The organism is Ruegeria sp. G2 (assembly GCF_056533505.1).
In genome coordinates this window covers 84900-110447 of sequence record NZ_JBQFON010000014.1, presented here as the reverse complement: position 1 = coordinate 110447, position 25548 = coordinate 84900, and the positions used below count along the sequence as shown (strand labels likewise).

The 25548-nt window shown below is 56.6% G+C and carries 27 protein-coding genes; 14 read left to right on the top strand and 13 right to left on the bottom strand.

Features of this window, described 5'->3' with window-relative positions:
• Positions 1-63 precede the first annotated feature (63 nt).
• Positions 64-882 carry a sulfotransferase family protein gene (locus tag ACR0DU_RS20305; RefSeq protein WP_010438722.1) on the top strand — a complete coding sequence of 273 codons (819 nt, stop codon included), beginning with the start codon at positions 64-66 and terminating at the stop codon, positions 880-882.
• Between the two features lie 164 nt (positions 883-1046).
• Here ACR0DU_RS20305 and ilvD read toward each other — a convergent pair whose 3' ends face one another.
• The gene (gene ilvD / locus ACR0DU_RS20300; RefSeq protein ID WP_480877104.1) at positions 1047-2879 is read right to left on the bottom strand and encodes a dihydroxy-acid dehydratase; all 1833 of its coding nucleotides are present in this window, start codon (positions 2877-2879) and stop codon (positions 1047-1049) included.
• Positions 2880-2983: 104 nt separating this feature from the next.
• Here ilvD and ACR0DU_RS20295 point away from each other — a divergent pair, with 104 nt between their 5' ends.
• The 4 genes from ACR0DU_RS20295 to ACR0DU_RS20280 all read left to right on the top strand — a co-directional run bounded on the left by ACR0DU_RS20295 (position 2984) and on the right by ACR0DU_RS20280 (position 5955).
• Entirely contained in the window at positions 2984-3541 is a 558-nt protein-coding gene (locus ACR0DU_RS20295) for a helix-turn-helix domain-containing protein (protein ID WP_010438727.1), read from the top strand.
• Between the two features lie 12 nt (positions 3542-3553).
• Positions 3554-3823: a CBU_0592 family membrane protein gene (locus tag ACR0DU_RS20290; protein WP_010438730.1), complete on the top strand. Its 270-nt coding sequence runs from the start codon at positions 3554-3556 to the stop codon at positions 3821-3823.
• A gap of 93 nt (positions 3824-3916) precedes the next feature.
• On the top strand, positions 3917-4771 hold the full coding sequence (sseA, locus tag ACR0DU_RS20285; protein WP_480877101.1) for a 3-mercaptopyruvate sulfurtransferase: 855 nt from the start codon (positions 3917-3919) through the stop codon (positions 4769-4771).
• Positions 4771-5955: an amino acid aminotransferase gene (locus ACR0DU_RS20280; RefSeq protein WP_010438736.1), complete on the top strand. Its 1185-nt coding sequence runs from the start codon at positions 4771-4773 to the stop codon at positions 5953-5955. The genes sseA and ACR0DU_RS20280 overlap by 1 nt, the downstream gene beginning before the upstream one ends.
• Before the next feature lie 68 nt (positions 5956-6023).
• Here ACR0DU_RS20280 and ACR0DU_RS20275 read toward each other — a convergent pair whose 3' ends face one another.
• Together ACR0DU_RS20275 and ACR0DU_RS20270 are read right to left on the bottom strand one after the other, a co-directional pair.
• Positions 6024-7346 (bottom strand): ammonium transporter, encoded by a 1323-nt coding sequence (locus ACR0DU_RS20275; protein ID WP_010438738.1) that lies wholly within the window; start codon positions 7344-7346, stop codon positions 6024-6026.
• Positions 7347-7379: 33 nt separating this feature from the next.
• On the bottom strand, positions 7380-7718 hold the full coding sequence (locus tag ACR0DU_RS20270; protein WP_010438740.1) for a P-II family nitrogen regulator: 339 nt from the start codon (positions 7716-7718) through the stop codon (positions 7380-7382).
• Positions 7719-7975: 257 nt separating this feature from the next.
• On the opposite strand from ACR0DU_RS20270, the gene ACR0DU_RS20265 reads away from it, so the two are divergent.
• A complete protein-coding gene (locus ACR0DU_RS20265) occupies positions 7976-10162 on the top strand; it encodes a transglycosylase domain-containing protein (protein ID WP_480877097.1) in 2187 nt (728 codons plus the stop codon).
• Between the two features lie 57 nt (positions 10163-10219).
• On the opposite strand, the gene leuB is transcribed toward ACR0DU_RS20265, so the two are convergent.
• Positions 10220-11323: a 3-isopropylmalate dehydrogenase gene (gene leuB, locus ACR0DU_RS20260; RefSeq protein ID WP_480877094.1), complete on the bottom strand. Its 1104-nt coding sequence runs from the start codon at positions 11321-11323 to the stop codon at positions 10220-10222.
• Positions 11324-11414: 91 nt separating this feature from the next.
• Here leuB and ACR0DU_RS20255 point away from each other — a divergent pair, with 91 nt between their 5' ends.
• Positions 11415-11942, top strand: coding sequence for a redoxin domain-containing protein (locus ACR0DU_RS20255; protein WP_480877091.1), 528 nt, complete (start codon positions 11415-11417; stop codon positions 11940-11942).
• A 6-nt stretch (positions 11943-11948) separates the two neighbouring features.
• On the opposite strand, the gene ACR0DU_RS20250 is transcribed toward ACR0DU_RS20255, so the two are convergent.
• Positions 11949-12842 carry a LysR family transcriptional regulator gene (locus ACR0DU_RS20250; protein WP_480877088.1) on the bottom strand — a complete coding sequence of 298 codons (894 nt, stop codon included), beginning with the start codon at positions 12840-12842 and terminating at the stop codon, positions 11949-11951.
• Between the two features lie 83 nt (positions 12843-12925).
• On the opposite strand from ACR0DU_RS20250, the gene ACR0DU_RS20245 reads away from it, so the two are divergent.
• Positions 12926-13831 (top strand): Rossmann-fold NAD(P)-binding domain-containing protein, encoded by a 906-nt coding sequence (locus ACR0DU_RS20245; RefSeq protein ID WP_480877086.1) that lies wholly within the window; start codon positions 12926-12928, stop codon positions 13829-13831.
• Positions 13832-13841: 10 nt separating this feature from the next.
• Here ACR0DU_RS20245 and ACR0DU_RS20240 read toward each other — a convergent pair whose 3' ends face one another.
• From ACR0DU_RS20240 to ACR0DU_RS20215, 6 genes are all read right to left on the bottom strand, one after another.
• Positions 13842-14864, bottom strand: a complete 1023-nt coding sequence (locus tag ACR0DU_RS20240; protein WP_480877083.1) for an endonuclease/exonuclease/phosphatase family protein — start codon at positions 14862-14864, stop codon at positions 13842-13844.
• A complete protein-coding gene (locus ACR0DU_RS20235) occupies positions 14861-15691 on the bottom strand; it encodes a hypothetical protein (RefSeq protein WP_480877081.1) in 831 nt (276 codons plus the stop codon). Before ACR0DU_RS20235 ends, ACR0DU_RS20240 begins: the two co-directional genes overlap by 4 nt.
• A 330-nt stretch (positions 15692-16021) precedes the next feature.
• A complete protein-coding gene (gene leuD, locus ACR0DU_RS20230) occupies positions 16022-16627 on the bottom strand; it encodes a 3-isopropylmalate dehydratase small subunit (protein WP_480877078.1) in 606 nt (201 codons plus the stop codon).
• A gap of 42 nt (positions 16628-16669) precedes the next feature.
• On the bottom strand, positions 16670-17224 hold the full coding sequence (locus ACR0DU_RS20225) for an HdeD family acid-resistance protein (protein ID WP_010438761.1): 555 nt from the start codon (positions 17222-17224) through the stop codon (positions 16670-16672).
• Positions 17225-17262: 38 nt separating this feature from the next.
• On the bottom strand, positions 17263-18666 hold the full coding sequence (leuC, locus tag ACR0DU_RS20220) for a 3-isopropylmalate dehydratase large subunit (RefSeq protein WP_480877074.1): 1404 nt from the start codon (positions 18664-18666) through the stop codon (positions 17263-17265).
• 43 nt (positions 18667-18709) lie between these two features.
• A complete protein-coding gene (locus ACR0DU_RS20215) occupies positions 18710-18817 on the bottom strand; it encodes a hypothetical protein (protein WP_010438763.1) in 108 nt (35 codons plus the stop codon).
• A 73-nt stretch (positions 18818-18890) separates the two neighbouring features.
• On the opposite strand from ACR0DU_RS20215, the gene ACR0DU_RS20210 reads away from it, so the two are divergent.
• The 4 genes from ACR0DU_RS20210 (at position 18891) to ACR0DU_RS20195 (ending at position 21788) form a co-directional block, all read left to right on the top strand.
• On the top strand, positions 18891-20261 hold the full coding sequence (locus ACR0DU_RS20210; RefSeq protein ID WP_480655903.1) for a mechanosensitive ion channel family protein: 1371 nt from the start codon (positions 18891-18893) through the stop codon (positions 20259-20261).
• 165 nt (positions 20262-20426) lie between these two features.
• On the top strand, positions 20427-20786 hold the full coding sequence (rsfS, locus tag ACR0DU_RS20205) for a ribosome silencing factor (RefSeq protein WP_039541351.1): 360 nt from the start codon (positions 20427-20429) through the stop codon (positions 20784-20786).
• A 44-nt stretch (positions 20787-20830) separates the two neighbouring features.
• Positions 20831-21301 carry a 23S rRNA (pseudouridine(1915)-N(3))-methyltransferase RlmH gene (gene rlmH / locus ACR0DU_RS20200; protein WP_480877071.1) on the top strand — a complete coding sequence of 157 codons (471 nt, stop codon included), beginning with the start codon at positions 20831-20833 and terminating at the stop codon, positions 21299-21301.
• Position 21302: 1 nt separating this feature from the next.
• Entirely contained in the window at positions 21303-21788 is a 486-nt protein-coding gene (locus ACR0DU_RS20195) for a flavodoxin family protein (protein WP_480877069.1), read from the top strand.
• Between the two features lie 3 nt (positions 21789-21791).
• On the opposite strand, the gene ACR0DU_RS20190 is transcribed toward ACR0DU_RS20195, so the two are convergent.
• Both ACR0DU_RS20190 and ACR0DU_RS20185 read right to left on the bottom strand, forming a co-directional pair.
• Positions 21792-22139 carry a hypothetical protein gene (locus tag ACR0DU_RS20190; protein ID WP_480877066.1) on the bottom strand — a complete coding sequence of 116 codons (348 nt, stop codon included), beginning with the start codon at positions 22137-22139 and terminating at the stop codon, positions 21792-21794.
• 35 nt (positions 22140-22174) lie between these two features.
• Positions 22175-22885: a DUF599 domain-containing protein gene (locus ACR0DU_RS20185; protein ID WP_170546798.1), complete on the bottom strand. Its 711-nt coding sequence runs from the start codon at positions 22883-22885 to the stop codon at positions 22175-22177.
• Between the two features lie 80 nt (positions 22886-22965).
• On the opposite strand from ACR0DU_RS20185, the gene ACR0DU_RS20180 reads away from it, so the two are divergent.
• Positions 22966-24405, top strand: a complete 1440-nt coding sequence (locus tag ACR0DU_RS20180) for an FAD-linked oxidase C-terminal domain-containing protein (RefSeq protein WP_480877064.1) — start codon at positions 22966-22968, stop codon at positions 24403-24405.
• A gap of 45 nt (positions 24406-24450) precedes the next feature.
• Positions 24451-25545 (top strand): FAD-binding protein, encoded by a 1095-nt coding sequence (locus ACR0DU_RS20175; protein WP_480457646.1) that lies wholly within the window; start codon positions 24451-24453, stop codon positions 25543-25545.
• Positions 25546-25548 lie beyond the last annotated feature (3 nt).

The following is a 25548-nucleotide window of genomic DNA, read 5'->3' as shown; positions in this document are numbered from 1 at the left end:
TTTGGTTCTTTGAGCCAATATGCCGGAGTATCAATACGATAACTGGCTAAGGAGGCACAGCAGATGGGTTTTCCCGGTACATGGATGACCGAAAGTCAGAGCATGGTCTATCGTGTCGTGCCAAAATGTGCTTGCTCGACCATTGGGCAGATCATGTACTTCTCGGATCATGGCCGGTTTTTTGATGGTGATATTCACGACGCCAATGATGGGATGCATAAGTGGGCTTTTAATGCCAGTCAGGACCCAATAGCGCGGAATGTTCAGTCGCATGGGTCATACACTTTTACCTGTGTGCGCAATCCATATACGCGCATCCTAAGTTCGTTTTTCGACAAGATTTGCGGTATTCAGCGGAACGGTAAACGCTATCGCGGAAATCTGGTGCCGACGTTGATTTACAACTACGGGATTGAGGTTGGCGGTGAGGATGGCAAAGGTGAGTTTGACCAAATCGCTAGTTTCCGCAGGTTTCTACTGTTTGCGCGCGATACGATCCGCTGGCGACGCCCGATGGATCCAGACATTCATTGGTCCGCCATGTCCGGTCATGTCTCAACTTTGATCGCTAATGGTGGCCGATATGATCGCATTTTCTGGACCGAGAAATTCAATGATGGAATGCAGGATGTTCTGGATCACCTGGACACAGCGCATAGGGTGACTCTGTCCGAAATTCCACGCTTCAATGAATCTGAAGGCCATGGGCCAAAGCGTGCGCATCCGGTCGAGGACTATTTTGACGACCTGTCCATGCACTTGGTCTATGAAATCTACAAGCAGGATTTCGAGTTGTTCAAATACGATTTCGAGAATCCCGCGAACAAGATGCCAATTGGTGAAATCGATCTGGACGAGATTCACGCAAAACTAGGTGATTGAGCTAAATCAGAAGGCTCCCGCCCATCGTCAACGTCTCTGACAAGACGTCTCCTCTGGTTGGGTCCGGCGCCGCGCATGGCGCGGCGCCGGACCCAAGTCTACAAGGGCTATCGGTGCAGCCGATGCTCCGCTGCGGGCGCGGGAGCACTTCCGTTTGAACTAGGTCAAACCTGGCGAACTGCGCCTTTTGCGGCACTGGTTGCCAGTTTTGCATAGGCTTTGAGGGCGGTTGATACCTTGCGTTTGCGTGGGTTGGCGGGGTGCCAGCCTTTTTCGTCTTGTACCTCGCGCCGGACCGCAAGCTCCTCGTCAGAGACTGCCAAATGAATTGTGCGGTTGGGTATGTCTATTTCGATCTTGTCGCCAGTATGTACAAGACCGATCTCGCCACCTTCAGCGGCTTCTGGTGAGACATGGCCGATCGACAGCCCCGAGGTTCCACCCGAGAAACGCCCATCGGTCAGCAAGGCACAGGCTTTACCCAGACCTTTGGATTTCAGGTAAGAAGTCGGATACAGCATTTCTTGCATGCCCGGACCTCCGCGTGGGCCTTCGTAACGGATAACCACCACGTCCCCCTCTTTGACCTTACCGGTCAGAATATCGTTCACCGCCTGATCCTGGCTTTCGCAAACATAAGCAGAGCCGGTGAATTTCAGGATATTCTCATCAACACCTGCCGTTTTCACGATGCAGCCGTCGCGCGCGATGTTCCCGAACAACACAGCCAGACCGCCATCCTGACTGAACGCGTGTTCTTTCGAGCGGATAACGCCGCCTTCACGATCGGTATCAAGCTCTTTGAACCGGTTTGATTGGCTGAAGGCCTGCGTGGTGCGCACGCCTCCGGGCGCGGCCTTGAACAGATCCTGCGCCTTCGGGTTGTTGGCGATCTTGATATCCCAGTTGGCAATCGCTTCACCCATCGTACCCGAATGCACCGTATGGCAGTGCTCGTGCAACAGACCCGCGCGGCTGAGTTCGCCGAGGATAGAGAAGATGCCACCGGCGCGGTGGACGTCTTCCATATGCACATTTTCGATATTTGGCGCGACCTTGCACAGACAGGGCACCTGGCGGCTGAGCCGATCCATGTCGGACATGGTGAAATGAACTTCGCCCTCATGCGCGATGGCCAGCAGGTGCAGCACGGTATTGGTCGAGCCACCCATTGCGATGTCGAGGCTCATGGCATTTTCAAAGGCATCAAACGTCGCGATTTCACGCGGCAAGAAGCCTTTTTCGTCCAAATCATAGTGCCGCTTGGTAATCTCGACGATGCGGCGACCGGCCTCGAGGAACAGCTCTTTGCGGTCCGCGTGCGTAGCCAATGTCGAACCGTTGCCCGGCAGGGCCAGCCCCAGCGCCTCGGCCAGACAGTTCATCGAGTTTGCGGTGAACATGCCCGAGCACGATCCGCAGGTCGGGCAGGCGTTTTCTTCGATATGCTGGACCTGTTCGTCAGTGAACTTGTCGTCAGCAGCAGCGACCATCGCATCCACAAGGTCGATCTTTTTGGCCTCTAGATCGGCGATGTCGATTTTGCCGGCTTCCATCGGACCACCCGAGACGAAGATCGCCGGGATGTTCAGACGCATGGCCGCCATCAGCATACCGGGTGTGATCTTGTCGCAGTTCGAGATGCAGACCATCGCATCAGCGCAATGGGCGTTAACCATGTATTCGACCGAATCCGCGATCACCTCGCGCGAGGGCAGGGAATACAGCATCCCGTCATGGCCCATGGCGATCCCGTCATCCACCGCGATGGTGTTGAACTCTTTAGCCACGCCGCCTGCGGCCTCAACCTCGCGAGCAACCATCTGGCCCAGATCCTTCAGGTGCACGTGGCCAGGTACAAATTGAGTGAACGAGTTGACGATCGCTATGATTGGCTTGCCAAAATCGTCGTCGCCCATTCCGGTGGCGCGCCATAGGCCACGGGCGCCGGCCATGTTGCGGCCATGGGTGGAGGTTCTGGATCGGTACATTGGCATGATGCTGTTTCCCTATTGCCCAAGCTGCGATATTGGGTGTGTACGTTATAGCGCACGTATCATATGTACGTTATAACGCACAAGGCAAATCGCAAGGCTTGAATATGGAATCAGACGAGTTAACGCTGAAACTAAGGGATGTTCGCGCTGCATCGGGGTTAAGCCTGTCTAAAGTGGCCGAACTGACCGGGGTTAGTAAAGCCATGTTGGGTCAGATCGAGCGCGGCGAATCAAGCCCGACCATCGCGACCTTGTGGAAGATCGCGAAGGGCTTCCAATTGCCGCTGAGCGCTTTGATTGGCACCGCCGCAATGCGCGATACGGCAGATACCGATGTGTTCAGTACCGTGACATTTCCGGGAAGCATCGAGGTTAAGATTGTCTTTCCCTTTGATCCGGCATTGGGAGCCGAGACATTTCATGTTGAGCTGTCCCCGAACCAAAGCCACGAGTCGCCAGCCCATGCGGCGGGGGTGACCGAAGAGGTCTTTGTGCTCAGCGGAGTTTTGGAAATTCTGCGCGCGGACAAATGGATTCCGCTGCAAGCTGGGCAGGGATTGCGCTTCGCTGCTGATTTACCGCATGGATACCGCGCTGGTGATCAGGGGGCGGCGTTCCTGAACATGCACCACTATTCCCAATCGGCCGAAAACCTAGAATAGGATCGAATCCCCGTGACTGCCTTCTTTGACAGCCTGACATTCGTCGATGCGATCGGCTCCTTCGGGGCATTGATCGTGGTTGTAGCTTATTTTGCCACCCAGATGCGCATGATGAATTCGGACGATCTGGCCTTTCCAGTGGTGAACCTGATCGGTTCGGTTCTGATCGTGTTTTCGCTGATGCAGAACTTCAATCTGGCATCGATGCTGATCGAAGGCTTCTGGATAATCATCAGCGTGATCGGGATCATTCAGCACTTTCGCCTGCGTCGGGCGGGTTAAATCCAATGCTACCGAAGCGCTAGCGCTATCCAGCCTTGAACCCGCATCGCGCCGAGTATAGGGAAAACCCAAGCTCGCTTAGGGGAGGCTTTGATGCAGGACGATCCAAAAACCCTCGTTTCTACCGAATGGCTTGCCGCTCATATCAAAGATCCGGATCTACGGATACTGGATGGGTCGTGGTACCTACCGCAGCAAGCTCGCGACGCCAAGGCAGAGTATGACGCGGGCCACATTCCCGGTGCACGTTATTTCGATATTGATGAGATTTCCGATCATCGTTCGGATCTGCCGCACATGGCACCTCCGATCGAGAAATTCATGTCGCGCTTGCGGGCAATGGGAGTGGGTGATGGCCATCAGGTAGTGGTTTATGATGGCGCTGGTCTGATGTCGGCAGCACGGGTCTGGTGGATGTTCCGTCTGATGGGGCAGGAAAACATCGCCGTTCTGGATGGTGGGTTGCCCAAATGGCAGGCCGAAGGTCGAGAGATTGAGGACCTGCCTCCTGTCATTCGCGACCGTCACATGACTGTGCGGGTGCAGAACCATCTGATCCGCGATGTCACGCAGGTTTCTGCGGCTGCCAAACTGCATGATCATGAGATAATCGATGCCCGTTCAGCATCGCGTTTCGCTGGTGCCGAGGCTGAGCCACGCGAAGGGTTGCGTTCGGGCCATATCCCCGGTTCTCGCAATGTACCATTTGGAATGCTGCTGAACAAAAACGGCACGATGAAGTCACCCGAAGACTGTCGTGCAATATTCGAAGCTGCAGGTGTGGACCTGTCGAAACCCGCGATCACATCCTGTGGGTCGGGCGTGACCGCAGCAATCCTCAGCCTTGCGCTTGAGCGCATGGGTAAGAAAGACCACTCGCTTTATGACGGCTCCTGGGCTGAATGGGGTGCCTTCCCGACCCTGCCCGTCGCAACCGGAGAGAACTGATGTTCGAGAACCTCAAACCGCAACCCGCTGACAAGATTCTGGCGCTGATGCAGATGTACCGCGAAGACCCACGTGATCAAAAGATCGATCTGGGTGTCGGTGTGTACAAGAACGCCGAAGGTGTCACACCGGTGATGCGTGCAGTGAAGGCTGCCGAAAAGCGAATTCTCGAAGAGCAAGAAAGCAAGGCTTATACCGGGTTGGCGGGCGATCCGGCTTACGCAGACGCGATGATCGGTTTGATCCTTGGGGACGCAGTGCCACGTGGCAATATTGCTGCCGTGGCGACCCCCGGCGGAACCGGGGCTTGTCGTCAGGCGTTTGAACTAATCCGCATGGCAAATCCGTCGGCCCGTGTCTTCCTGTCGAACCCCACATGGCCAAACCATCCGTCGATCCTGCGTTATCTGGGGATTGAAACCGCCGAATACCGCTATTTTGACAGCGAAACCCGTGGTGTTGATTTCGATGGTATGATCGAAGATCTGAAAACTGCCAATGCGGGCGACGTGGTTCTGCTGCATGGTTGTTGCCACAACCCAACGGGCGCCAACCTGAACATGGTGCAGTGGCAGGAAGTCGTGAACCTGATCAACGAACGCGGTCTCGTGGCGATGATCGACATCGCCTATCAAGGCTTTGGCGATGGTCTTGAGGAAGATGCGCAGGCGACGCGTCTGGTGGCTTCTTCCGTGAAACGCTGCCTCATCGCGGCGTCCTGCTCGAAGAACTTTGGCGTTTATCGTGAACGTACTGGTCTGCTGATGGCGATCAGTGATGATCCAGCTCAGACGGCGTTGAACCAATCCTCTCTGGCGTTTCTGAATCGCCAAAATTACTCTTTCCCACCCGATCATGGCGCGCGCGTTGTGACCACGATCCTGAATGATGAGGCTCTGCGCGCCGATTGGGCCGCCGAGCTGGAAGAAGTTCGCTTGTCGATGCTGGGCCTGCGTCAACAACTGGCGGACGAGTTGCAGCGCCTCAGCGGATCGGATCGGTTCGGGTTTATCGCGCAACACCGAGGAATGTTTTCGCGGCTGGGCGCTGCCCCTGAGCTGGTCGAGAAGCTGCGTGCGGATCATGGTATCTACATGGTTGGTGATAGCCGTCTGAATATTGCGGGATTGAATGCGACGACCGTGCCGATTCTGGCTCAGGCGATCATTGATGTTGGTGTCTGAAGCGCGTCTTTAAAAAATGGAAAACCCGGGCGTGAATGCCCGGGTTTTTGTTTGTATATGGTTGGCTATTAACCTTTGGAGAACTCCGGATAGGCCTCCATACCAAGCTCAGCCATGTCGAGACCGTTGATCTCATCTTCTTCGCTGACGCGGATACCGACAGTGGCTTTCAGTAAGGTCCACAGGATCAGAGCGGCGACAAAGGTGAATACACCGTACGCGATGATGCCGGTCAGCTGCGTGATCAGGCTGGCTTCGCCATAGAAGATCACGGCAATCGTGCCCCAGATACCGGCGAAAAGGTGAACCGGGATAGCGCCCACAACATCGTCGATCTTGAACTTGTCCAGCATCGGAACCGCGAAGACCACGATGATGCCACCTACGGCACCGATCCATAGGGCGCCGAACAGGGTTGGGGCCAGCGGTTCAGCGGTGATCGAAACCAGACCGGCCAGCGCGCCGTTCAGCACCATGGTAAGGTCAGGCTTTTTGTACAGCAGCTGCGTCAGGATCAAGGCAGCAACCGCGCCTGACGCGGCGGCCATGTTGGTGTTGGCAAAGATGCGCGATACGTCCGAGACATCTCCTACGGTGCCCATGGCCAGTTGAGAACCACCGTTGAAACCGAACCAACCCAGCCAAAGGATGAAGGTACCCAAAGTAGCCAGCGCCAGGTTCGAACCGGGCATCGGGTGAACCTTGCCGTCCTTGTACTTGCCAATGCGTGGCCCAAGGATGAGGGCTCCTGCCAGAGCTGCCCAGCCACCGACCGAGTGCACGATGGTCGAACCCGCGAAGTCCGAGAAGCCAGCTTCGGACAACCAGCCACCACCCCACTGCCACGAGCCCGAGATCGGATACATGATGCCGGTCAGGACAACCACGAAGGCAAGGAAAGGCCAAAGCTTGATCCGCTCAGCCACTGCGCCGGATACGATCGAGGCGGTTGCGGCGACAAAGACTAGTTGGAAGAAGAAATCCGACCCGATCGAGGCATAATCGAGTGCTGCAGCATCTGCACCGACGCCCACCGGGTCAAGCACGGTTGTCGAGAAGAAGGGGCCCAACCAACCCGAAATGGTCCAGCCATCACCGGGATACATCAGATTGAATCCGATCAGCCAGTACATGATCGCGGCAATCGAAAACAGTGCGATGTTTTTGGTCATCTGCATCGCGACGTTCTTGGACCGCACCAGCCCGCCTTCGAGCATGGCAAAGCCTGCAGCCATAAAGAACACCAGAAAGCCGCCCATCAGGAACAGCAGCGTGGTGAAGATGTATTGGGTGTGTTGCGCGGGCTCGCCGGTAGCGGCCTCTTGTGCAAGACCCATCTGCGGCAACGCGACAATCGCGGCGGCAGGGATGAGAGATTTCATCAGGTTCATTGTCAGTCCTCGAATAATTGTGAGTGAGCGCGCTTAAAGCGCTTCTTCGTTGGTTTCCCCGGTCCGCACGCGCAGGGCTTGCTCGACATCGAGGACGAAAATCTTGCCATCACCGATCTTGCCGGTCTTGGCGGTGGTGGTGATGGTCTCAATGATCTGGTCGGCCATCGTGGCGGGCACCACGATCTCAAGCTTGATCTTGGGTACGAAATTCACAGCGTATTCTGCGCCGCGATAAATCTCGGTGTGACCCGATTGCGAGCCGAACCCTTTGATCTCAGTCACCATCATGCCGCGCACGCCTGCATTGGTCAGCGCCTCGCGCACCTCCTCAAGCTTGAACGGTTTGATTGTCGCAATGATCAGTTTCACGTCTTTCCCCTCTATTACCCCGGGCGGCCGGGTATTTTGCACCTGCAGAAAAATGCGCATTCGAGGCTCTGAAGGAACGCTCTCACAGGGGAAATGAGGGGGAATAATCAGCAAATTTGCACATTTTTTGCACGAATAGCTTCATATGATGAAAAAATGGGCAAATCAGTGAGGGGAAATACCAGAATTTCACACCTCTACATGGCCGTTCCGGCGGGGTATGGTGCCCCAAAAGTATAACCGGGCAGAGTTTGAGCATGACTGAGTCCAACCGCCGAAAACCGCGACTGGTCGCGGATAAAAGGTACCCGTCCAAAGGTCGAAAACCTGCGGCGACCAAGCGGGCTGCAAAACCAGCTGGTAAGAAGTCGACTGCCCGAAAACCCGCCCCGCGCAAGACGGCCCGGAAGAAAACGCGGCGCAGTTCTGGCGGGAAGGGCGGTGGCATTTTCCACCGTCTGTTCCGCTGGCTCTGGCGTCTGTTCTGGGGCGTCACATGGCGGATTGGTGCGGTGGCTGGCTTGCTGTTGGCGCTGGCCGTCGGTGTCGTTTACACATCGCTACCGGATGTGGATGCCTTGTTAGATGGGCGGGCGAAGGGCTCGGTGACCTTGCTGGACCGTGATGGCAAGGTCTTTGCCTGGCGCGGCGATCAGTTTGGTGGCGTGATCACCGCGGATACAGTTTCGCCGCATCTCAAGAATGCCGTGATCGCGACCGAGGATAAGCGGTTCTACCGACATTTCGGTGTCAGCCCGCGCGGTGTCGCGAGCGCGGTGCGCATCAACCTGAGCGAAGGGCGCGGACCGTTGTCTGGCCATGGTGGCTCGACCATCACACAGCAGACAGCAAAGCTGCTTTGCCTCGGTGTCCCATATGATCCCAGCGCGTGGGAATCAGAGGCCGCTTACGAAGCTGATTGCCGTCAGGGTTCGCTTTGGCGCAAAGCGAAGGAGGCAGTTTACGCAATCGCGATGGAGGTCAAATACTCCAAGGATGAAATTCTGACGATCTATCTGAACCGTGCCTTCCTTGGCGCAGGTGCGCGCGGGTTCGAAGCCGCCAGCCAGCGCTATTTCGGGATTTCGGCTGCCGAAGTGTCGCCGGCCGAGGCCGCAATGTTGGCGGGGCTTCTGGTGGCACCTTCTCGCTATGCGCCCACGAACAACCTGCAACGATCGCAGGACCGGGCACGGTTGGTGGTTGGGCTGATGGAGGCTCAAGGCTATCTGAGCAGCGCGCAGGCAAGCGAAGCACGCAGTCGCCCGGCGCAGTTGTCTGAAGCCGCTGCCGCCCGAGCAGGTGGTTATTTTGCGGATTGGGTCATGGCCAGTGGGCCTGAGTTTTTCACACGTAACACAACCGAGGACGTGGTGATCCGGACCACGCTGGATCAGCGCATTCAAACCTCGGCGGAAGAGGCACTGAAGTTCATCTTCCAAGAAAAAGTGCGCGAAGGGTCCAAGGCACAGGCCGCCATTGTCGTGATGTCTGCCGATGGCGCGGTTCGAGGTATGGTCGGTGGGCGCAAGACCCGTGTATCGGGAGCGTTTAACCGAGCCACGCAGGCTCTGCGTCAGACGGGATCGTCGTTCAAACCGTTTGTCTATGCAACGGCGTTGGAGCTGGGATATTCACCGTTGGATACGGTTATGGACGAACCGACCTGCTGGGATATCGCAGGGTCGGGCCAGTGGTGCCCGAAGAACTATACCCACAAGTTTTATGGTCGGGTGACTCTAGCGGATGCGTTGAAGAATTCATTGAACATCCCGGCGGTCAAAGTGGCAGATATTTCTGGGCTTGATAATGTCCGCACCGTTGCCAGCGGTTTCGGTCTTTCAAGTGATCTGGCCGAAGGGCTTGCGTTGGCGCTGGGCGCATCGGAAAGCACGCTGATCGAGATGACCGGCGCTTATGCCGGTATCCTGAACGGCGGCTCAGCGGTGGAACCCTATGGCCTGACTGAACTGAAGCTGCTGGGTGAGTCTGAACCCGTCATGGTCACGACAACCGGTATCGGTGAACGCGTCATCAACGACAAAGCCGCCAAACAACTGACCTGGATGATGGAGCGTGTGGTCTCGGAAGGTACAGGTGGGCGCGCAAAGCTGCCGGGTTGGCAGGTGGCGGGCAAAACCGGAACGACCCAGGCCGCGCGGGATGCGTGGTTCATCGGGTTCACAGCGGATTACGTGACGGGTGTGTGGATGGGGTATGACGACAATACGCCCCTTTCAGGCGTGACTGGCGGAGGTCTGCCGGCGGAGATCTGGAAAGAGACGATGTTGCGCGTCACCGAAGGAATGACGCCCACGCCATTGCCGATGCTGGCGCCGGACCCACCAGTCAAAACCGCTCAGCCGCAGCAACAGCGCCGTAAGAAACAGACCGGCTTGGATAAGGCGATCAACAATCTGCTGAATAACATTTTCGGAAATTGACATACAAAAAAAGGCAGTGCGCTGCGCACCGCCTTTGATGTCTGAATGATCGTAAGATCAGACGCTTTCGTCCAGCGCTGCCAGAATTGCATCACCCATTTCGCTGGTCGATACCGGCTGAACACCTTCTTCTGCCAGCAGATCGGCCGTGCGAACGCCATCGGCCAGAACCTTTTCGATCGCGGCTTCCAGACGACCTGCTTCGTCGCCCTGATCGAAGCTGTAGCGCAGCGCCATGGCGAAGCTGAGGATACAGGCGATCGGGTTGGCCTTGCCCTGTCCGGTGATATCAGGGGCGGACCCATGTACAGGCTCGTACATCGCCTTGGGGCGACCATTGGCCATTGGTGCGCCCAGCGAGGCAGACGGCAGCATACCCAGCGACCCGGTCAGCATCGCGGCGCAATCGGACAGAACGTCGCCGAACAGGTTGTCGGTGACGATCACGTCAAACTGCTTGGGCGCGCGCACCAGCTGCATCGCACCGTTGTCTGCATACATATGCGACAATTCGACCTCGGGGTACTCTTGGCCCACGCGGGTCACGACTTCGCGCCAAAGGATGCCCGACTCCATCACATTGGCTTTTTCCATCGAGCACAGTTTCTTGTTCCGGCGCATCGCCAGCTCAAAAGCCGAACGCGCGGCGCGTTCGATCTCGGACTCGGTGTAGCGCTGGGTGTTGATGCCAACGCGTTCATTGCCTTCCTCGAAAATGCCGCGCGGCTCGCCGAAATAAACGCCCGAGGTCAGCTCGCGCACGATCATGATGTCGAGGCCGGCTACCACATCCTTCTTCAGCGACGAGAAATCCGCCAGCGCGTCAAAGCATTGAGCGGGGCGCAGGTTAGAATACAAGTCCATTTCTTTGCGCAAACGCAGCAGGCCGCGTTCGGGCTTCAGGCTGAAGTCCAGATCGTCATACTTAGGGCCACCAACAGCACCCAGCAGAACGGCATCGACCTCTTGCGCCTTGGCCATGGTCTCATCCGACAGGGGCTTCCCGTGTGCGTCATAGGCAGCGCCGCCAACCAGATCCTCGCTCACGTCAAATTGAAGACCGCGATTGGCACCGAACCAATCGATGATTTTGCGCACTTCGGTCATAACTTCCGGGCCAATTCCGTCTCCGGGCAGGATGAGGAGCGAGGGGTTGGACATCGACAGTCTCCTTGCGTTTTGTCGCACAGGCCCTAGCGTTTGCGGCGCATCGGGTCAATGAGACGAACCCGTCAAATCACGAGGAAACCACATGCTGACACCCGGAAATCCGGCCCCATCGCTAAAAATCGAAACTGTAGGCCATGGCACCTTTGATCTTGAGCGTGACGCGGGCGAAAACGGAACGCTGGTGATACAGTATCGAGGCCTGCATTGCCCGATCTGCATTCGCCAGATGGGTGAGGTCGAAGCTGCGCTGGATGATTTCGCCGAACTGGGGGTCGAGGTGATCATGATCACCACGGATACCGGCGAACGAGCGGCGGAAACGGTGGAGAAAGCCGGGGTCTCAAAAGTGCGCGTTGGGCACGGCCTGTCCATGGCGGATGCGCGGGATGTCTGGGGTCTGAACATCTCCGTGGCTCGTGAAGGTAGTGCCGAGCCAGCGTTATTCGCCGAACCGGGGCATTTCTATATCAAGCCTGATCAGACCCTCTATTTCGTCTGGCAGCAGACAACGCCTTTTGCGCGACCGCCAATGTCCGACATCGTCGGCGGTTTGAAATTTACCTTGGCCAATAACTATCCCGCGCGTGGCACCTATACCGGCGCGCTGTAGGCGGCTTTACAGCCGCGCCTTCAACCCTTCGGCCAACAGATCCCAGACCCTGCGGATGCGCGGGGTCTGTCGCATCGCCTGAGGGGCGGCCAGCCAGACCGGCAGCACCGGTATCTCGACATCAATGTCCAACACCTCGACCTCTGGGTCAGCCTGCGCAATGCTGAGTTGGCTGAACCCCACCCCGCATCCTGCGCGGATCAGTTGCCAATATGCCGTCTGGTTGTCGCAGCGCGTGGCAAAGCTGTCCCGGCTGGCGGGCCAGCCTTTGTTCCGCATGGCGGTGATGATGTCTTCGTTGGTGTCAAAACCCACAAGGTCGTGCTGCATCAACTCTGTCGGAGTTGCTGGCCGTCCTGCGCGGTCCAGATAGGACCGGGAGGCGCAGAAACATAACGGCACCTCGCCGATATGTTTTGCCACGATGTCGACTTGCTCGGGCCGGTACATGCGTACTGCGATGTCGGCCTCGCGGAACAGCAGGTTCTCGCTGGCATCCGAGGCGACCAGATCAATCTGAATGGCCGGTTCTGCCTGACGAATCGCAGCAATGATCGGGGGCAGCAAATGGTGCGAGACAAAGACTGAGGCGGTGATCCTAACCGAGCCATCCAGCTGCTGCGCCTGCCCGGCTGCGGTCAAACCAAGCGCATTGACCGCGCTATACATCTGCTGCGCCATCGGCAGCACTTGCTGCCCCACCTCGCTGAGCGTCAACCCACGCGCGTGGCGATCAAACAGCGACACGCCCAGTTCTTCTTCCAGCGCATGCACCTGACGACCCAGCGTTGGCTGGCTTCGCCCAAGTTGCTTCGCGGCCGCGGATAATGATCCCGTTTCCGCAACAGCGAGAAAACTTTGGATCAAGGACCAGTCAGTAAGTTGAAGAGAATTTGCCATTCAAAACCGAATACATAATCTGCGGTTTTTGGCAATTTCCAAATACTGATGAATGAATAGATTGGTGTTGAATGGAGGGACCGATGTCACAAACAGCACTTATTCTCGGGGCCAGTGGCCGCTTTGGTCGCAATGCGGCACAGGCTTTTTCCAACGCGGGTTGGGGCGTGCGCCGGTTTGATCGACGCAGCGACAATCTGCACTCTGCGGCACGCGGGGCAGGCGTTATCGTGAACGCATGGAACCCACTGTATCCCGATTGGGCGAAGCAAGTCCCTGAATTGCACCGACAGGTCATAGATGTGGCGTCTGAACATGATTTGACAGTGATTGTGCCCGGTAACGTTTATGTCTTCGGCGCGGATACGCCTGGGCCTTGGTCGAGTGAAACGCCCCATCTTGCACGCAATCCGTTGGGACGCATCCGCATCGAAATGGAAGAGGCGTATCGCGCTTCATCCGTACGGACAATTATGTTGCGCGCAGGTGATTTTATCGACACCACGGCCTCGGGCAACTGGTTCGATCAGATCATGATCAAACATTTGCAGCGTGGTCGCTTTGTGTACCCGGGCAATCCCGACATCCCGCATTCTTGGGCCTACTTGCCCGATCTGACCCGATCCGCCGTGGCCCTGGCAGACATACGCGGCGAGCTGCCGCGATTCTGTGATGTTCCCTTTGCAGGTTACACTCTGACCGGCAATGAAATGGCACAGATGTTGTCACAGATGACTGGGCAAGACATTGCGCTTAAGCAGATGGCGTGGTGGCCGTTGCAGTTGGCCCGCCCCTTCTGGCGTCTAGCCCCACATCTGCTTGAAATGCGCTACCTATGGGATACACCGCATCGTCTGGATGGAAGTTTCTTTAACGAATTGCTGCCGGGATTTTCGCTGACTGAACCGAACGAGGCGCTTAGAAATGCGATCCCAAATCCTAAAGTCTCTGATGCGGCGCAACGAACCGGTGCAGCTTTGCGATCATGACCGCAGGCGCCTATTGGTTGATGAGATCGACCCAAACAAGCCGGTGACGGCTTGCTGCTTCTGCCGAAGCTCGGGCTTCGGTCTCAGGCCAGTAAATACCTGCATCGTGCACGTGCCAATCGGATGAGGGCAATACATAATCCACTCTCATTTCGCCTACCCCTTTCCACAGAACTGTTGCGGCCGATCCGGCAGGGTCCAATGGCACAGGGTCTTGGATCAGAGGGTCGGCAAGAAGATCGTTGATTGCAGCCTTGTGCCCTTCGCCGTTGTGCGGGTCCAGATTGGCATGGCCTGCGATGACGAACCGATCTGAAGGAGTAGGCCCCAATTTACCGTCCAGCAGTAGCGACCAGAATCGAACTTCATCCCGGTTGCGTAACCCGTTGCGATCTTCGGGACCATCAAAGACAGGGGGGCTGGCGTGAAACGTCATCAAATTGATACGACCAACAGGGGTGTCGATCGGGACGACCCAATGTGATGTGGATGACAGCCTTTGAATCGCTTGTGCCTGAGGTGAGGGAAATGGATTTCCGTTTATTTTTGGTAGCCGGGCACCGGGAAGTTCGTTCCAAAGCAACTCGGTATAGGACTGGACCTCTCTGGCTGCGATGGGATAGCGGGATAAGACTGCCAGGCCGCTTTGGCCCGTAAAGCGCCCCCATCCCTGTGCGTCGCCCGGACCACCAGTTTCGCCGTCCCCATCTAAATCTTCAACGGTTTCGAGCCCCGAATTGGGTTGCTCGAAATAGCTGTAGGGATAATTCAAGCCATGGCCTCCAAGCGCATCAACGAGAGCGTCGAGCGCAAGACCGTCAAGATCCCAATCGAGCCCTTGCAGTGCAACGATGTCTGGGCGGGTTGTTACCAACACCTCAATAACCGCCGTAACCTGTGGATCTTCCCGCCGGATGTCGCGCAGTAACAGGCCAGGTCCCTTGCGACTAAGTTCAGTATTGTAACTTGCGATGCGCAACGTCTCTGCATGTGCTGCAAACGGCAGCAGCAACAGAACCAGTAGGCGGATCATGCGATTTGAGTAGACTCGGAAGTTGAGTATGCGCGGCGTTTTTCAACGATCAGGCCGGCAATGCGCAGGGTCGCCATGCCTCGCATGATCATGCTGGCCGGTAGGAAGGCCCATGCGCAAAGGGTCCAGATCAACGTCTGCGGATTGCCAAGCGCTATCGGAGTGATGAATACAGCCATCAGCTTGATCAGGGCAGGGATCAGGAAGGGCAGCAACGCCCCAATTGCGATGTTCAGCCGCCCATCGCGCTGCAATCGGGCAACAACATCTCCACCCTTGGTCGGGTCAAACAAAGGCAGATTGGTCCAAACGTTGAACGCCCCATTTCCTGTTGGCCATCCTCTCAGTTTTACGGCGTAGGCAAAGCTCGCGATAGTGACCAAAGCCGCGACATAGGCGATGCTGGCCGATATACTGACAAGCTCAATAAGTGGTGCGCTGGCGTTTCCGGGAAGCACCAGAACCACGAGCCGAACAGGCGAATAGGGAAAGTCCACCACATTCGCGACCATCAAGCCAATAGAATAGAATACGCCCGTAAGATCCGTGGGGGCATACGCATTCTTACAAATCAGCGTTAAAAAGGTGACCATCGACATCAGGCCAACAAAACGCAACCTGTTTACCGGCGGGGCGTCACGGAATTCGATAAAGCTGGGGAAGGCTGAATTATATTCAGAGAATGTTAGAATAAACGCAAGGATCGCCAGAAAGACGATAATCTCAGTCCCGTTAGACGTCGATGTGGGCAGGTATAACGCGGGGGTTAACACCATCAGTGCCACCAATAATCCACGTATCGCCGCGCCCGTCGTGCGTGCAATCACAATCCGAACCCTTTCCAAACCGGAGCTGTCGATTCTAAGTCGACTTGTCGTCCAACTTGCGCGCGCCACTCGTTCACTGGCGGCTACCTGTTAGGTGCCACCTTGGCTGATAAGCGGTAATTCGCTCAAGTCAGAGTGCAGAAAACACTGAGTTTCGGGCAAAATGATGGCGCAACTGGTGCGGGATTGCATCAATTTCGACGCAAATCCGACGTGTATATCAAAATGATACCTAGATGTAGTAGATTGGGGCGATTTAACCCCAAGAATGCGAACGGGGCCGCGCTTGCGACCCCGTTAAGTTGAGTATCAACAGATTCGTCCCCAGAATCATACCCAGGGACGGGCTTGGCTTGCGTGATCCTCGAACTTGTCGATGTGATGGTCTTTTTCCATCGTCAGACCAATATCGTCCAGACCGTTCAGCAGGCAGTGTTTGCGGTGTGGGTCGATGTCGAATTCGATGACCACGCCATCTGATGTGGTGATCCGCTGATCTTCCAGATGCACGGTCATACGAGCATTCTCGCCCTTATGCGCGTCATCCATCAGAATCGCGTGATGTTCCTCTTCCACCACGATGGGCAGGATGCCGTTCTTGAAGCAGTTGTTGAAGAAGATGTCGGCGAAACTGGTCGAGATCACGACCTTGATGCCGAAATCCTTGATCGCCCAAGGCGCATGTTCACGGGATGAGCCGCAGCCGAAATTGTCACCCGCCACCAGAATCTCGGTTTGGCGATAGGCGGGTTTGTTCAGCACGAACTCTTCGTTCTCGCCGCCGTGGTCGTGATAACGCATCTCGTCAAACAGCACGACGCCAAGGCCGGACCGCTTGATGGTCTTCAGGTGCACTTTGGGAATGATCATATCGGTGTCGATATTGATCAACGGCATTGGGGCGGCCACCCCGTGGACTTTTTCGAACTTTTCCATTTCTACACTCCTGCGGGAGAGGGCCGCGCCCATGCCCCGCGTTTAAGCTTCTTTCGCTTCCGTTGTTTCGTCCTTGGGTGCGTTCTTGACGAAGAACGCCATGAAGACCAATCCGAACCCGTTGAACAGCATCTCGATGCCCAGGAAGATCCCCAGTATGCTCAGCAACGCCTGCGGCTCTTGCCCCACATAGCTCCAGATGATGCCTGCGAGGATGATCGACAAGATGCCCGAGATCATCGTGGGCCAGAAAAACTGTGTTCCCTTCATTTGGAACGACAGGATGATCCGCGCGATGCCGCCTGCCATGAACAGGATCAGCACCACAGTCGCGAGCGTCAGCGTGCCCTGCAGCGGGTGATCCAGAAAGGACCACCCCAGGAACAGCATGACCGCACCCATGATGAGTGACAGGATTTTGTTGCCAGCGCCTTCAACCGTGAAGCCACCAACGATCTGCAATCCGCCTGCGATCAGCAGCAACACACCGGTTACTACTGTTACGGCAACGGACGCCACGACCGGCGCGCCCAATACGAACACACCGAATGCTATGGACAAAAGTCCCAGCAGTAGCCATTTGACCCAATCACTCATGTTAGTCTCTCCATCAAATATCTAGATATGAGAGAGTCTTACATCATTTCACGGACGTCTGTCAGCCGTCCAGTGATTGCCGCTGCGGCAGCCATTGCCGGGCTCAGCAGATGGGTGCGTCCACCACGGCCCTGACGGCCTTCAAAGTTGCGGTTCGAGGTCGCTGCACAACGCTCACCCGGCTGCAGCTGGTCGGGGTTCATCGCCAGACACATTGAGCATCCCGCCAGACGCCATTCGAACCCGGCATCTTTGAAGATTTCGGCCAAACCTTCTTCTTCGGCCTGTGCACGCACCAAACCCGAGCCTGGTACGACCATGGCGCGCATGCCGTCCTTGATCTTCTTGCCTTTCAGGATTTCCGCCGCAGCGCGCAGGTCTTCGATCCGACCGTTGGTGCAAGAGCCGATGAAAACAGTGTCGATTTCAACGTCGCTCAGCTTTTGTCCGGCTTCCAGACCCATGTACTCGATCGAACGGCGGGCCGCGTCGACTTTACCGCCTTCGAAATCTTCGGGATGCGGTACGGATGCAGTGATCGGCAGCACATCCTCGGGGCTGGTGCCCCAAGTGACGACTGGTGCGATATCTTCACCACGCAGCGTGATGACTTTGTCGAAATGCGCGCCCTCGTCGGTATAAAGCGTTTTCCACCAGTCCATCGCGGCTTCCCACTGTGCACCTTTGGGGGCATGCGGGCGGCCTTTGACATATTCAAAGGTGGTTTCATCCGGTGCGATCAGGCCAGCGCGCGCGCCGCCTTCGATCGCCATGTTGCAGACGGTCATACGCCCTTCCATCGACAGATTGCGGATCGCTTCGCCGCAATATTCGATGACATATCCGGTGCCGCCAGCAGTACCAGTCTTGCCAATTACGGCGAGAGTGATGTCTTTGGCGGTTACGCCCGGCTGCAATTTGCCGGTGATCTCGACCTTCATGTTTTTGGATTTCTTCTGGATCAGGGTCTGCGTGGCCAGAACGTGCTCAACCTCAGACGTACCGATACCGTGGGCCAGAGCGCCGAATGCGCCATGAGTCGCCGTGTGACTGTCGCCGCAGACAACGGTCATACCGGGTAGGGTCCAACCCTGTTCCGGGCCAACGATGTGCACGATGCCCTGACGAACATCATTCACCGGGTAGTAGTGAATACCAAAATCCTTGGCGTTCTTGTCCAGTGCCTCGACCTGAATGCGTGATTCCGGGTTTTCGATCCCGTTCACGCGGTCCGGAGTGGTCGGAACGTTGTGGTCCGGCACGGCGATGGTTTTTTCCGGGGCGCGCACTTTGCGGCCCGCCATGCGCAGACCTTCGAACGCCTGTGGGCTGGTCACTTCGTGAACCAGATGGCGGTCGATATACAGCAGGCAGGTGCCATCATCGGCTTCATGCGCGACATGGGCATCCCAGATCTTGTCATAGAGTGTTTTGGGGGACATCGGTCCTCTCCCGTATGTAATGAGAAATAGCTGGCGAGGTGGCTTAGGCGACGGGTAGGCGTGCCAGAACCGTGCGGGCGGCACCAAAGAACCGTTCACGCAACCGCGCGCGATCTTCCAGATTCTGTTCTTGGGCCACATTGAGTCTCATGCGCTCCAGATATAACGGGGTTTGCCGTCAATCAAGGTTCAATCCGGGTAGGGGCTTGCATCCCCTCAAATGGATGGCCAAGCTGACAGGCATGAACCAGGATCTGTTACCAGAAACGCTGTCCGAGCTTTACGGCAATATGACGGCGGCCTTTTCAGAACAGATTGAAAATTTGATCGAGCTGATGGTCACGCCCGGTTGGCGGCAGTATCAATTGGTTATCATCCTGTTCCTATGGGCGTTGGCGTTTCTTCTGAAACTTCTGACGCAAAAAAGATGGGATGTATGGGCGCGCGCGCGTACCGGCTGGCCGAAATGGCGGCTGCGCATTCTGATCCAACTGATGCGGCGTTTGACGCTGGTCTATTTCGTGCTGCTGACTTGGGGGCTCTACTGGGTCATGCAGCAAACAACGTGGCCTTCGCGTAGCTATATCATAGGTGTATTTGCGACGCTGGCAGCGGCTTGGTTGGCCATCGCGCTGGTATCCCGCTTGGTGCGCAACCGGACACTGCGGCAGATTTTCAAATGGTCCATGTGGGTCTATGCAACGCTAATCGCGCTGAATCTGACGGATGATGTCGCCGGCTTTCTGGACGGTGTGGCGCTCTCGATAGGTGATCTCCATATCTCGGCGCTGGGGATCATCAAAGCCGTCCTGCTGATCGGCATTCTACTAACGCTCGCAAGGATCGGGACCCGCGCGGCTGAACGCGGGCTTAAGAGCAATGATGACATCACGCCATCGATGCAGGTGTTACTCGCCAAGGGAATTCAGGTGCTGCTCTATGGTGCGGTGTTCATGGCTGCGATCCGCACGCTTGGCTTTGATCTGACCGGGATTGCGCTGTTGTCGGGCGCGATTGGTGTAGGGATCGGGTTCGGGCTGCAAAAAGTGGTCTCGAACCTGATTTCGGGCATCATCATTCTAATGGACCGATCGATCAAGCCGGGCGATGTGATCTCGCTGGGCGATACGTTCGGTTGGATCAATGCGCTGGGCGCGCGCTATGTCTCGGTTGTCACGCGCGATGGGCGGGAATACCTGATCCCAAACGAGGATTTGATTACCAATCAGGTGGTGAACTGGTCGCATTCGGACAAGTTTGTTCGGCTGGATCTGGAATTCGGAACCAGCTATGGCGACGACCCTCACAAAGTGAGGGCAACGGCGATACGAGCCGTCAAATCGGTTGGTCGAGTACTGAGTGGAGGATCCCATGAACCCGTCTGCCACATCACCGGATTTGGCGACAGCAGCGTGGATTACGTGCTGCGGTTCTGGATTAGTGATCCGACCAAAGGGCTGACGAACATCCGGGGTAATGTTTATCTGGCGTTGTGGGATGCTTTCCAGGCTGAAGACATCTCGCTACCCTTCCCACAACGTGAAGTTCGTCTGCTGCCGGACGACGCAGAGGCGCAACAACTCGCCAAAGAGTGAGCCGATGTCACTGCGTGAAGCAGCCCGTTCATTGAAATGTTGCAATCCCCTTGTTACCTTATTAGTACCCCAGCGCCGGGGATTTGGCGGCGCGTTGCAAAGGAGGACTATGTCCTGTCTCTACATACACAGGCGGGTTTGCCCGCCGATGATGGGGCCAAAGTAATGGCCCACTCTCAGTCAATCAGCGATAAGCTGCTTGAACGTATCCTTTCCTCACTTTCCGATGACAAGGCCGAAGACGTCGTGCAGATCAACCTGCAAGGTAAGTCTTCTGTCGCGGATCACATGGTGATTGCCTCGGGTCGGTCGACCCGTCAGGTCTCGGCCATGGCGGAAAAGCTGACGGATCGCATCAAGCAGGAATTCGGTTTCACCTCGAAGGTCGAAGGCAAGGATGCTGGCGACTGGGTGCTGATCGATACGGGCGACGTGGTCGTTCATATCTTCCGCCCCGAAGTGCGTGAATTCTATCAGCTGGAAAAGATGTGGCTGCCTCAGGGCGGCAGCGCCTCGGCGAATTGAGGCGCCATCCTGGCCCGTATTGAGGGGCCGGAGGCGAGAGAGACATGCGTATCAGCATTGTTGCGGTCGGGCGATTGCGCGCCGGACCGGAGAAGACCCTGCTTGATGATTACCTGACTCGTTTCGACCGAACCGGCCGTGCGTTGGGTCTTGGTCCCGCGCGGGTGATCGAGGTCGAAGACAAGAAAAACGCAGGCATGGGGGCCGAGGCCGCATTGCTGCGGAAAACTCTGCCCAAGGGCGCGGTGATCTGTACGATGGATGAGCGCGGACGGGTGATGTCTTCACCTGATTTTGCAAAAAAGCTGGGTGGATGGCGCGATGCGGGCCAACAGGATCTGGCGCTGATCATCGGCGGAGCGGACGGAATTGACCCTAATCTGCGGGCCGAGGCCGATTTTTCCCTGTCCTTTGGGTCAATGGTCTGGCCTCATATGCTGGTCCGTGTGATGTTGGCCGAGCAACTGTACCGGGCCGCTACCATCCTGTCGGGCGGTCCTTATCACCGGGTCTGACATGGCGCAGCTTTTGATCGTCTACCATTCGCGCACCGGCGGTGCCCGGCAGATGGCCGAAGCCGCAGCAGATGCAGCGCGGGACGAGGCGAACACCATCCTGAAAACCGCCGATCTAGCCGGGCCAGACGACCTGCTGGCCGCCGATGGCTATATCTTCTGCGCACCCGAGAACCTGGCCGCGATTTCGGGTCTGATGAAAGAGTTTTTCGACCGCTGTTATTATCCGGTGCTGGGGAGGATCGAAGGTCGACCCTATGCGCAGATGGTCTGCGCCGGATCAGATGGTGAGAATGCCGCGCGACAGATGGCACGGATCGCAACGGGATGGCGGTTGAAAGAGGTGCAACCGCCCCTGATCATCTGCACTCATGCGCAAACGCCCGAGGCAATCCTCGCTGAGAAGATCATTCCTCAGGAACAACTTGAAAACTGTCGCGATATTGGTGCGGCCCTGGCGGCAGGTCTCAGCCTCGGGGTGTTCTGAAGGTCAGTTCAGATCGACCACTGTCGTGTCTTCGCTCCAACCACCGACATTATCGCGCGCTTGAATTTGCACCTGCGTGGTCCCGTCCGGGATCACCACCCCGCCCAAAGACCGCGTAAAGGGTTGCTCGTCAACATGAGGGTGATGCAGCACGCGCATGCCCAGTTCATTTCCCTGCATATCCAGAACTCGCCAGCCGTCGGCGTAATCATCCCATCCGGTATCGGGATGACGGATCGTGACGTCGAACCGCCAGGAATCACCCTTCGAACGGGCCGAGACCTGTTCGATCGTCGGAGAGTCGGCAAAGGCGGGGCTGGCCAGTAGGGCGCTGAGAATCAAATATCGCATGGGTCCAAACTATGCGCTCGGGTGCGGCATTGCGATCACGACTCTGTGTTTGGTGGCGCTTTCATCATGACGGTTCGCGAATGCGAGGCGAACTCGCGACGATAGAGGACGCCAAATGTAACGGCTGAGCTCAGTATCAATGCCATTGGTCCCAAAATCCAGGCAATGGATGCCAAAGCAAAGTAGGTTGCCCGCAACGCGCGATTGAAACTGCGCGCCGCCGTGATGCAGATGTCGCCTGCCTGAGCGGCACGGGCATAGGCCTGCGGATGATCGGGGTCGTTTGGAACCGCGGCCATCAGGATGGCGCAATATCCAAACAAACGATGCGACCAGACAAATTTCAGAAATGCGTTCGACAGAAAAAGAAGAATAATCAGTATTTTGACTTCCCACACCATTGCGGGCGCACGGCCAATGGCAAGGTCTTCGGCAACTCCGGCCAAGCGCTCGGTATTGCCAAGCAGCGCCAAGCCACCGCCAATTGCAATCATGATCGTTGACGCAAAGAACGTACTGCCCTGACGCATGGCCGAGATCACCTGAGCATCGAACACACGTGGCTGGCGCGTCACCATCTCTCGCATCCAGACCTTGCGGAAATCATCCATCATCAATGATACCGACGGTTTCTGAGAGGAAGGATTCTCGATCCTCCACCCAATTCCCAGCCAAGCTGCAAACAGAAGCAGTACGGCAACGTAGTCTAACGGAGAGAACAGCAATGCGCGGTCGATCCAGGTCATGCCGCGACACTATTGCTGGATTCAGAAACTTGCCAGCCGCTAAAATTGGTAATATAATTTTACCAAATGGAGGGTCAGCGATGGAAATGCCCAAGCCAAATCCGGATGTCATGGCGCGTAAGCAAGCTTTGGTTGCGCGTTTGCAGCAGGTCCTGCCGGAGGATGCCGTCATTCACGATGTGGCCGAAACACGTGCATATGAGTGTGATGCGTTGACCGCTTACAAATGTCCGCCCTTGTTGGCGGTACTGCCGTCGACAACACAGCAGGTTTCCGATGTTTTGCGCATTTGCCACGAACTGAGTGTGCCCGTGGTGCCGCGCGGTGCGGGGACCTCGTTGGCTGGCGGTGCTTTGCCGACAGCGGATTGCGTGATCCTAGGCGTTGCTCGGATGAATGAAGTGTTGGAGGTCGACTACGACAATCGGTTTATCAAGGTGCAGACCGGCCGAACCAATTTGAGTGTGACCGGAGCCGTTGAAGAAGAGGATTTCTTCTACGCCCCTGATCCTTCGTCCCAACTTGCCTGCGCCATCGCCGGGAATATCGCGATGAATTCGGGCGGAGCACATTGTCTGAAATATGGCGTGACGACCAACAACCTGATGGGCGTCACCATGGTGATGATGGATGGCAGTGTGGTCGAAATTGGAGGCGCGTATCTGGATGCTGGTGGGTTGGACCTGCTGGGTGTGATTTGCGGATCCGAAGGGCAGCTGGGCGTGGTGACTGAAGCAACGCTGCGGATCTTGCGCAAACCCGAAGGGGCGCGACCTGTTTTGATGGGGTTCGATGACAACGAAGTTGCGGGCCATTGTGTCTCTGACATTATCAAATCGGGCATTCTACCCGTCGCAATCGAGTTTATGGACCGCCTCTGTATCAGAGCCTGCGAGAATTTCGCCCATGCTGGCTATCCCGATTGTGAGGCGTTGCTGATCGTCGAGGTTGAAGGGTCAGAGGCTGAGATCGACAGCCAGCTTTCGAAGATCATCGAGATTGCCAAACACCACAATCCCGTTGAGCTGCGCGAAAGCCAATCCGCTGATGAAAGCGCGCGTATCTGGCTGGGGCGGAAATCGGCATTTGGTGCGATGGGGCAGATCAACGATTATATGTGTCTTGATGGGACGATCCCGGTCTCATCGCTGCCCTTTGTACTGCGCCGCATCGGAGAGTTGAGCAAGGACTACGGCCTACCTGTTGGCAACGTGTTTCATGCCGGTGACGGGAACATGCACCCATTGATCCTCTTTGACGCCAACAAACCGGGTGATCTTGAGAAATGCGAGGCGTTCGGGGCGGACATCCTGAAGCTTTGCGTCGATGCCGGCGGCTGCCTGACGGGGGAGCATGGGGTTGGCATCGAAAAGCGCGATCTGATGACCCATCAATATGCGGCTCAGGACCTTGAGGCGCAGATGGCTGTGAAAGATGTATTTGATCCTAACTGGCTGCTGAACCCAGCCAAAGTGTTCCCATTGGCGGCGTCAGCGGAGCGTAGGATGGCGGTGGAATAGGGGCTTTGCCCTCACCCTCAAGAAATTTGTGAAAAGATGAACGCAATGAGACCTGAAACCGAGGCTGAACTTGCAGAAACCGTTGCTGGGCTTAACGGACCCGTATGTATTGCGGGCGGTGGTACACGCGGCGTGGTTGGTGCGGAACCGGAGCTGAGTACCGCTGGACTGAGCGGGATTACTCTCTATGAACCCGGAGCGCTGACTCTGGTCGCGCGTGCGGGAACTCCTGTTGCTGAGATTGAGGCGGCTCTGGATGCCGAGGGTCAGCAATTGGCATTCGAGCCAATGGATCACTGCGGTTTGTTGGGCACAACCGGTGAACCGACGATTGGTGGCGTTGTTGCAGCCAACATCTCGGGGTCTCGCAGAATTCAGGCCGGGGCCTGCCGGGATTTCCTGCTGGGCGTCCGTTATGTCGATGGCCTTGGGCAAGTCATCAAAAATGGTGGACGGGTGATGAAAAATGTCACCGGCTACGATTTGGTGAAACTGATGGCCGGGTCATGGGGCACATTGGGAGTTTTGTCAGAAGTCTCGCTGAAGGTTTTGCCCAAGCCAGAGACTCAGGCCACATTGGCTGTCAGTGCCGATGATGTAGGAACCGCAGTTGATCTTATGTCGACTGCCCTGAAATCCCCATACGAAGTGAGCGGCGCGGCGTATGATCCGAAGGATAGACAGGCGTTTTTGAGGATCGAGGGATTTGCCGACTCGGTCGCTTATCGGGCTAGTCGATTGAGCGAAATCCTAGGCAACGAATGCACCGAGTTGGAGGAGTCGCGCAAGCGGTGGGCTGATCTGCGCGATGTGCGTGCGTTCCATGATCTGGAAGGCGATGTCTGGCGCTTGTCGGTGAAACCCGGTGATGCCCTGGTCATTGCGGATCGGATCGAAGCAGGGAGGACCCTGCTTGATTGGGGTGGTGGTTTGATATGGGCGCTGGTGCCAAAGGGCACGGATTTGCGTGCGCGCTTGGGGGCCTTCGAGGGCCATGCGAGCCTTGTACGTGCAGATGCCCATACGATGGACGGATTTGGTCGGTTTCAACCAGAGAACCATCAGGTTAAGGCTCTAACAAGGGCAATTCGGCTGAAATTCGATCCGCGTAGCGTGTTCAATCCGGGTCTTATGGGGTAGACG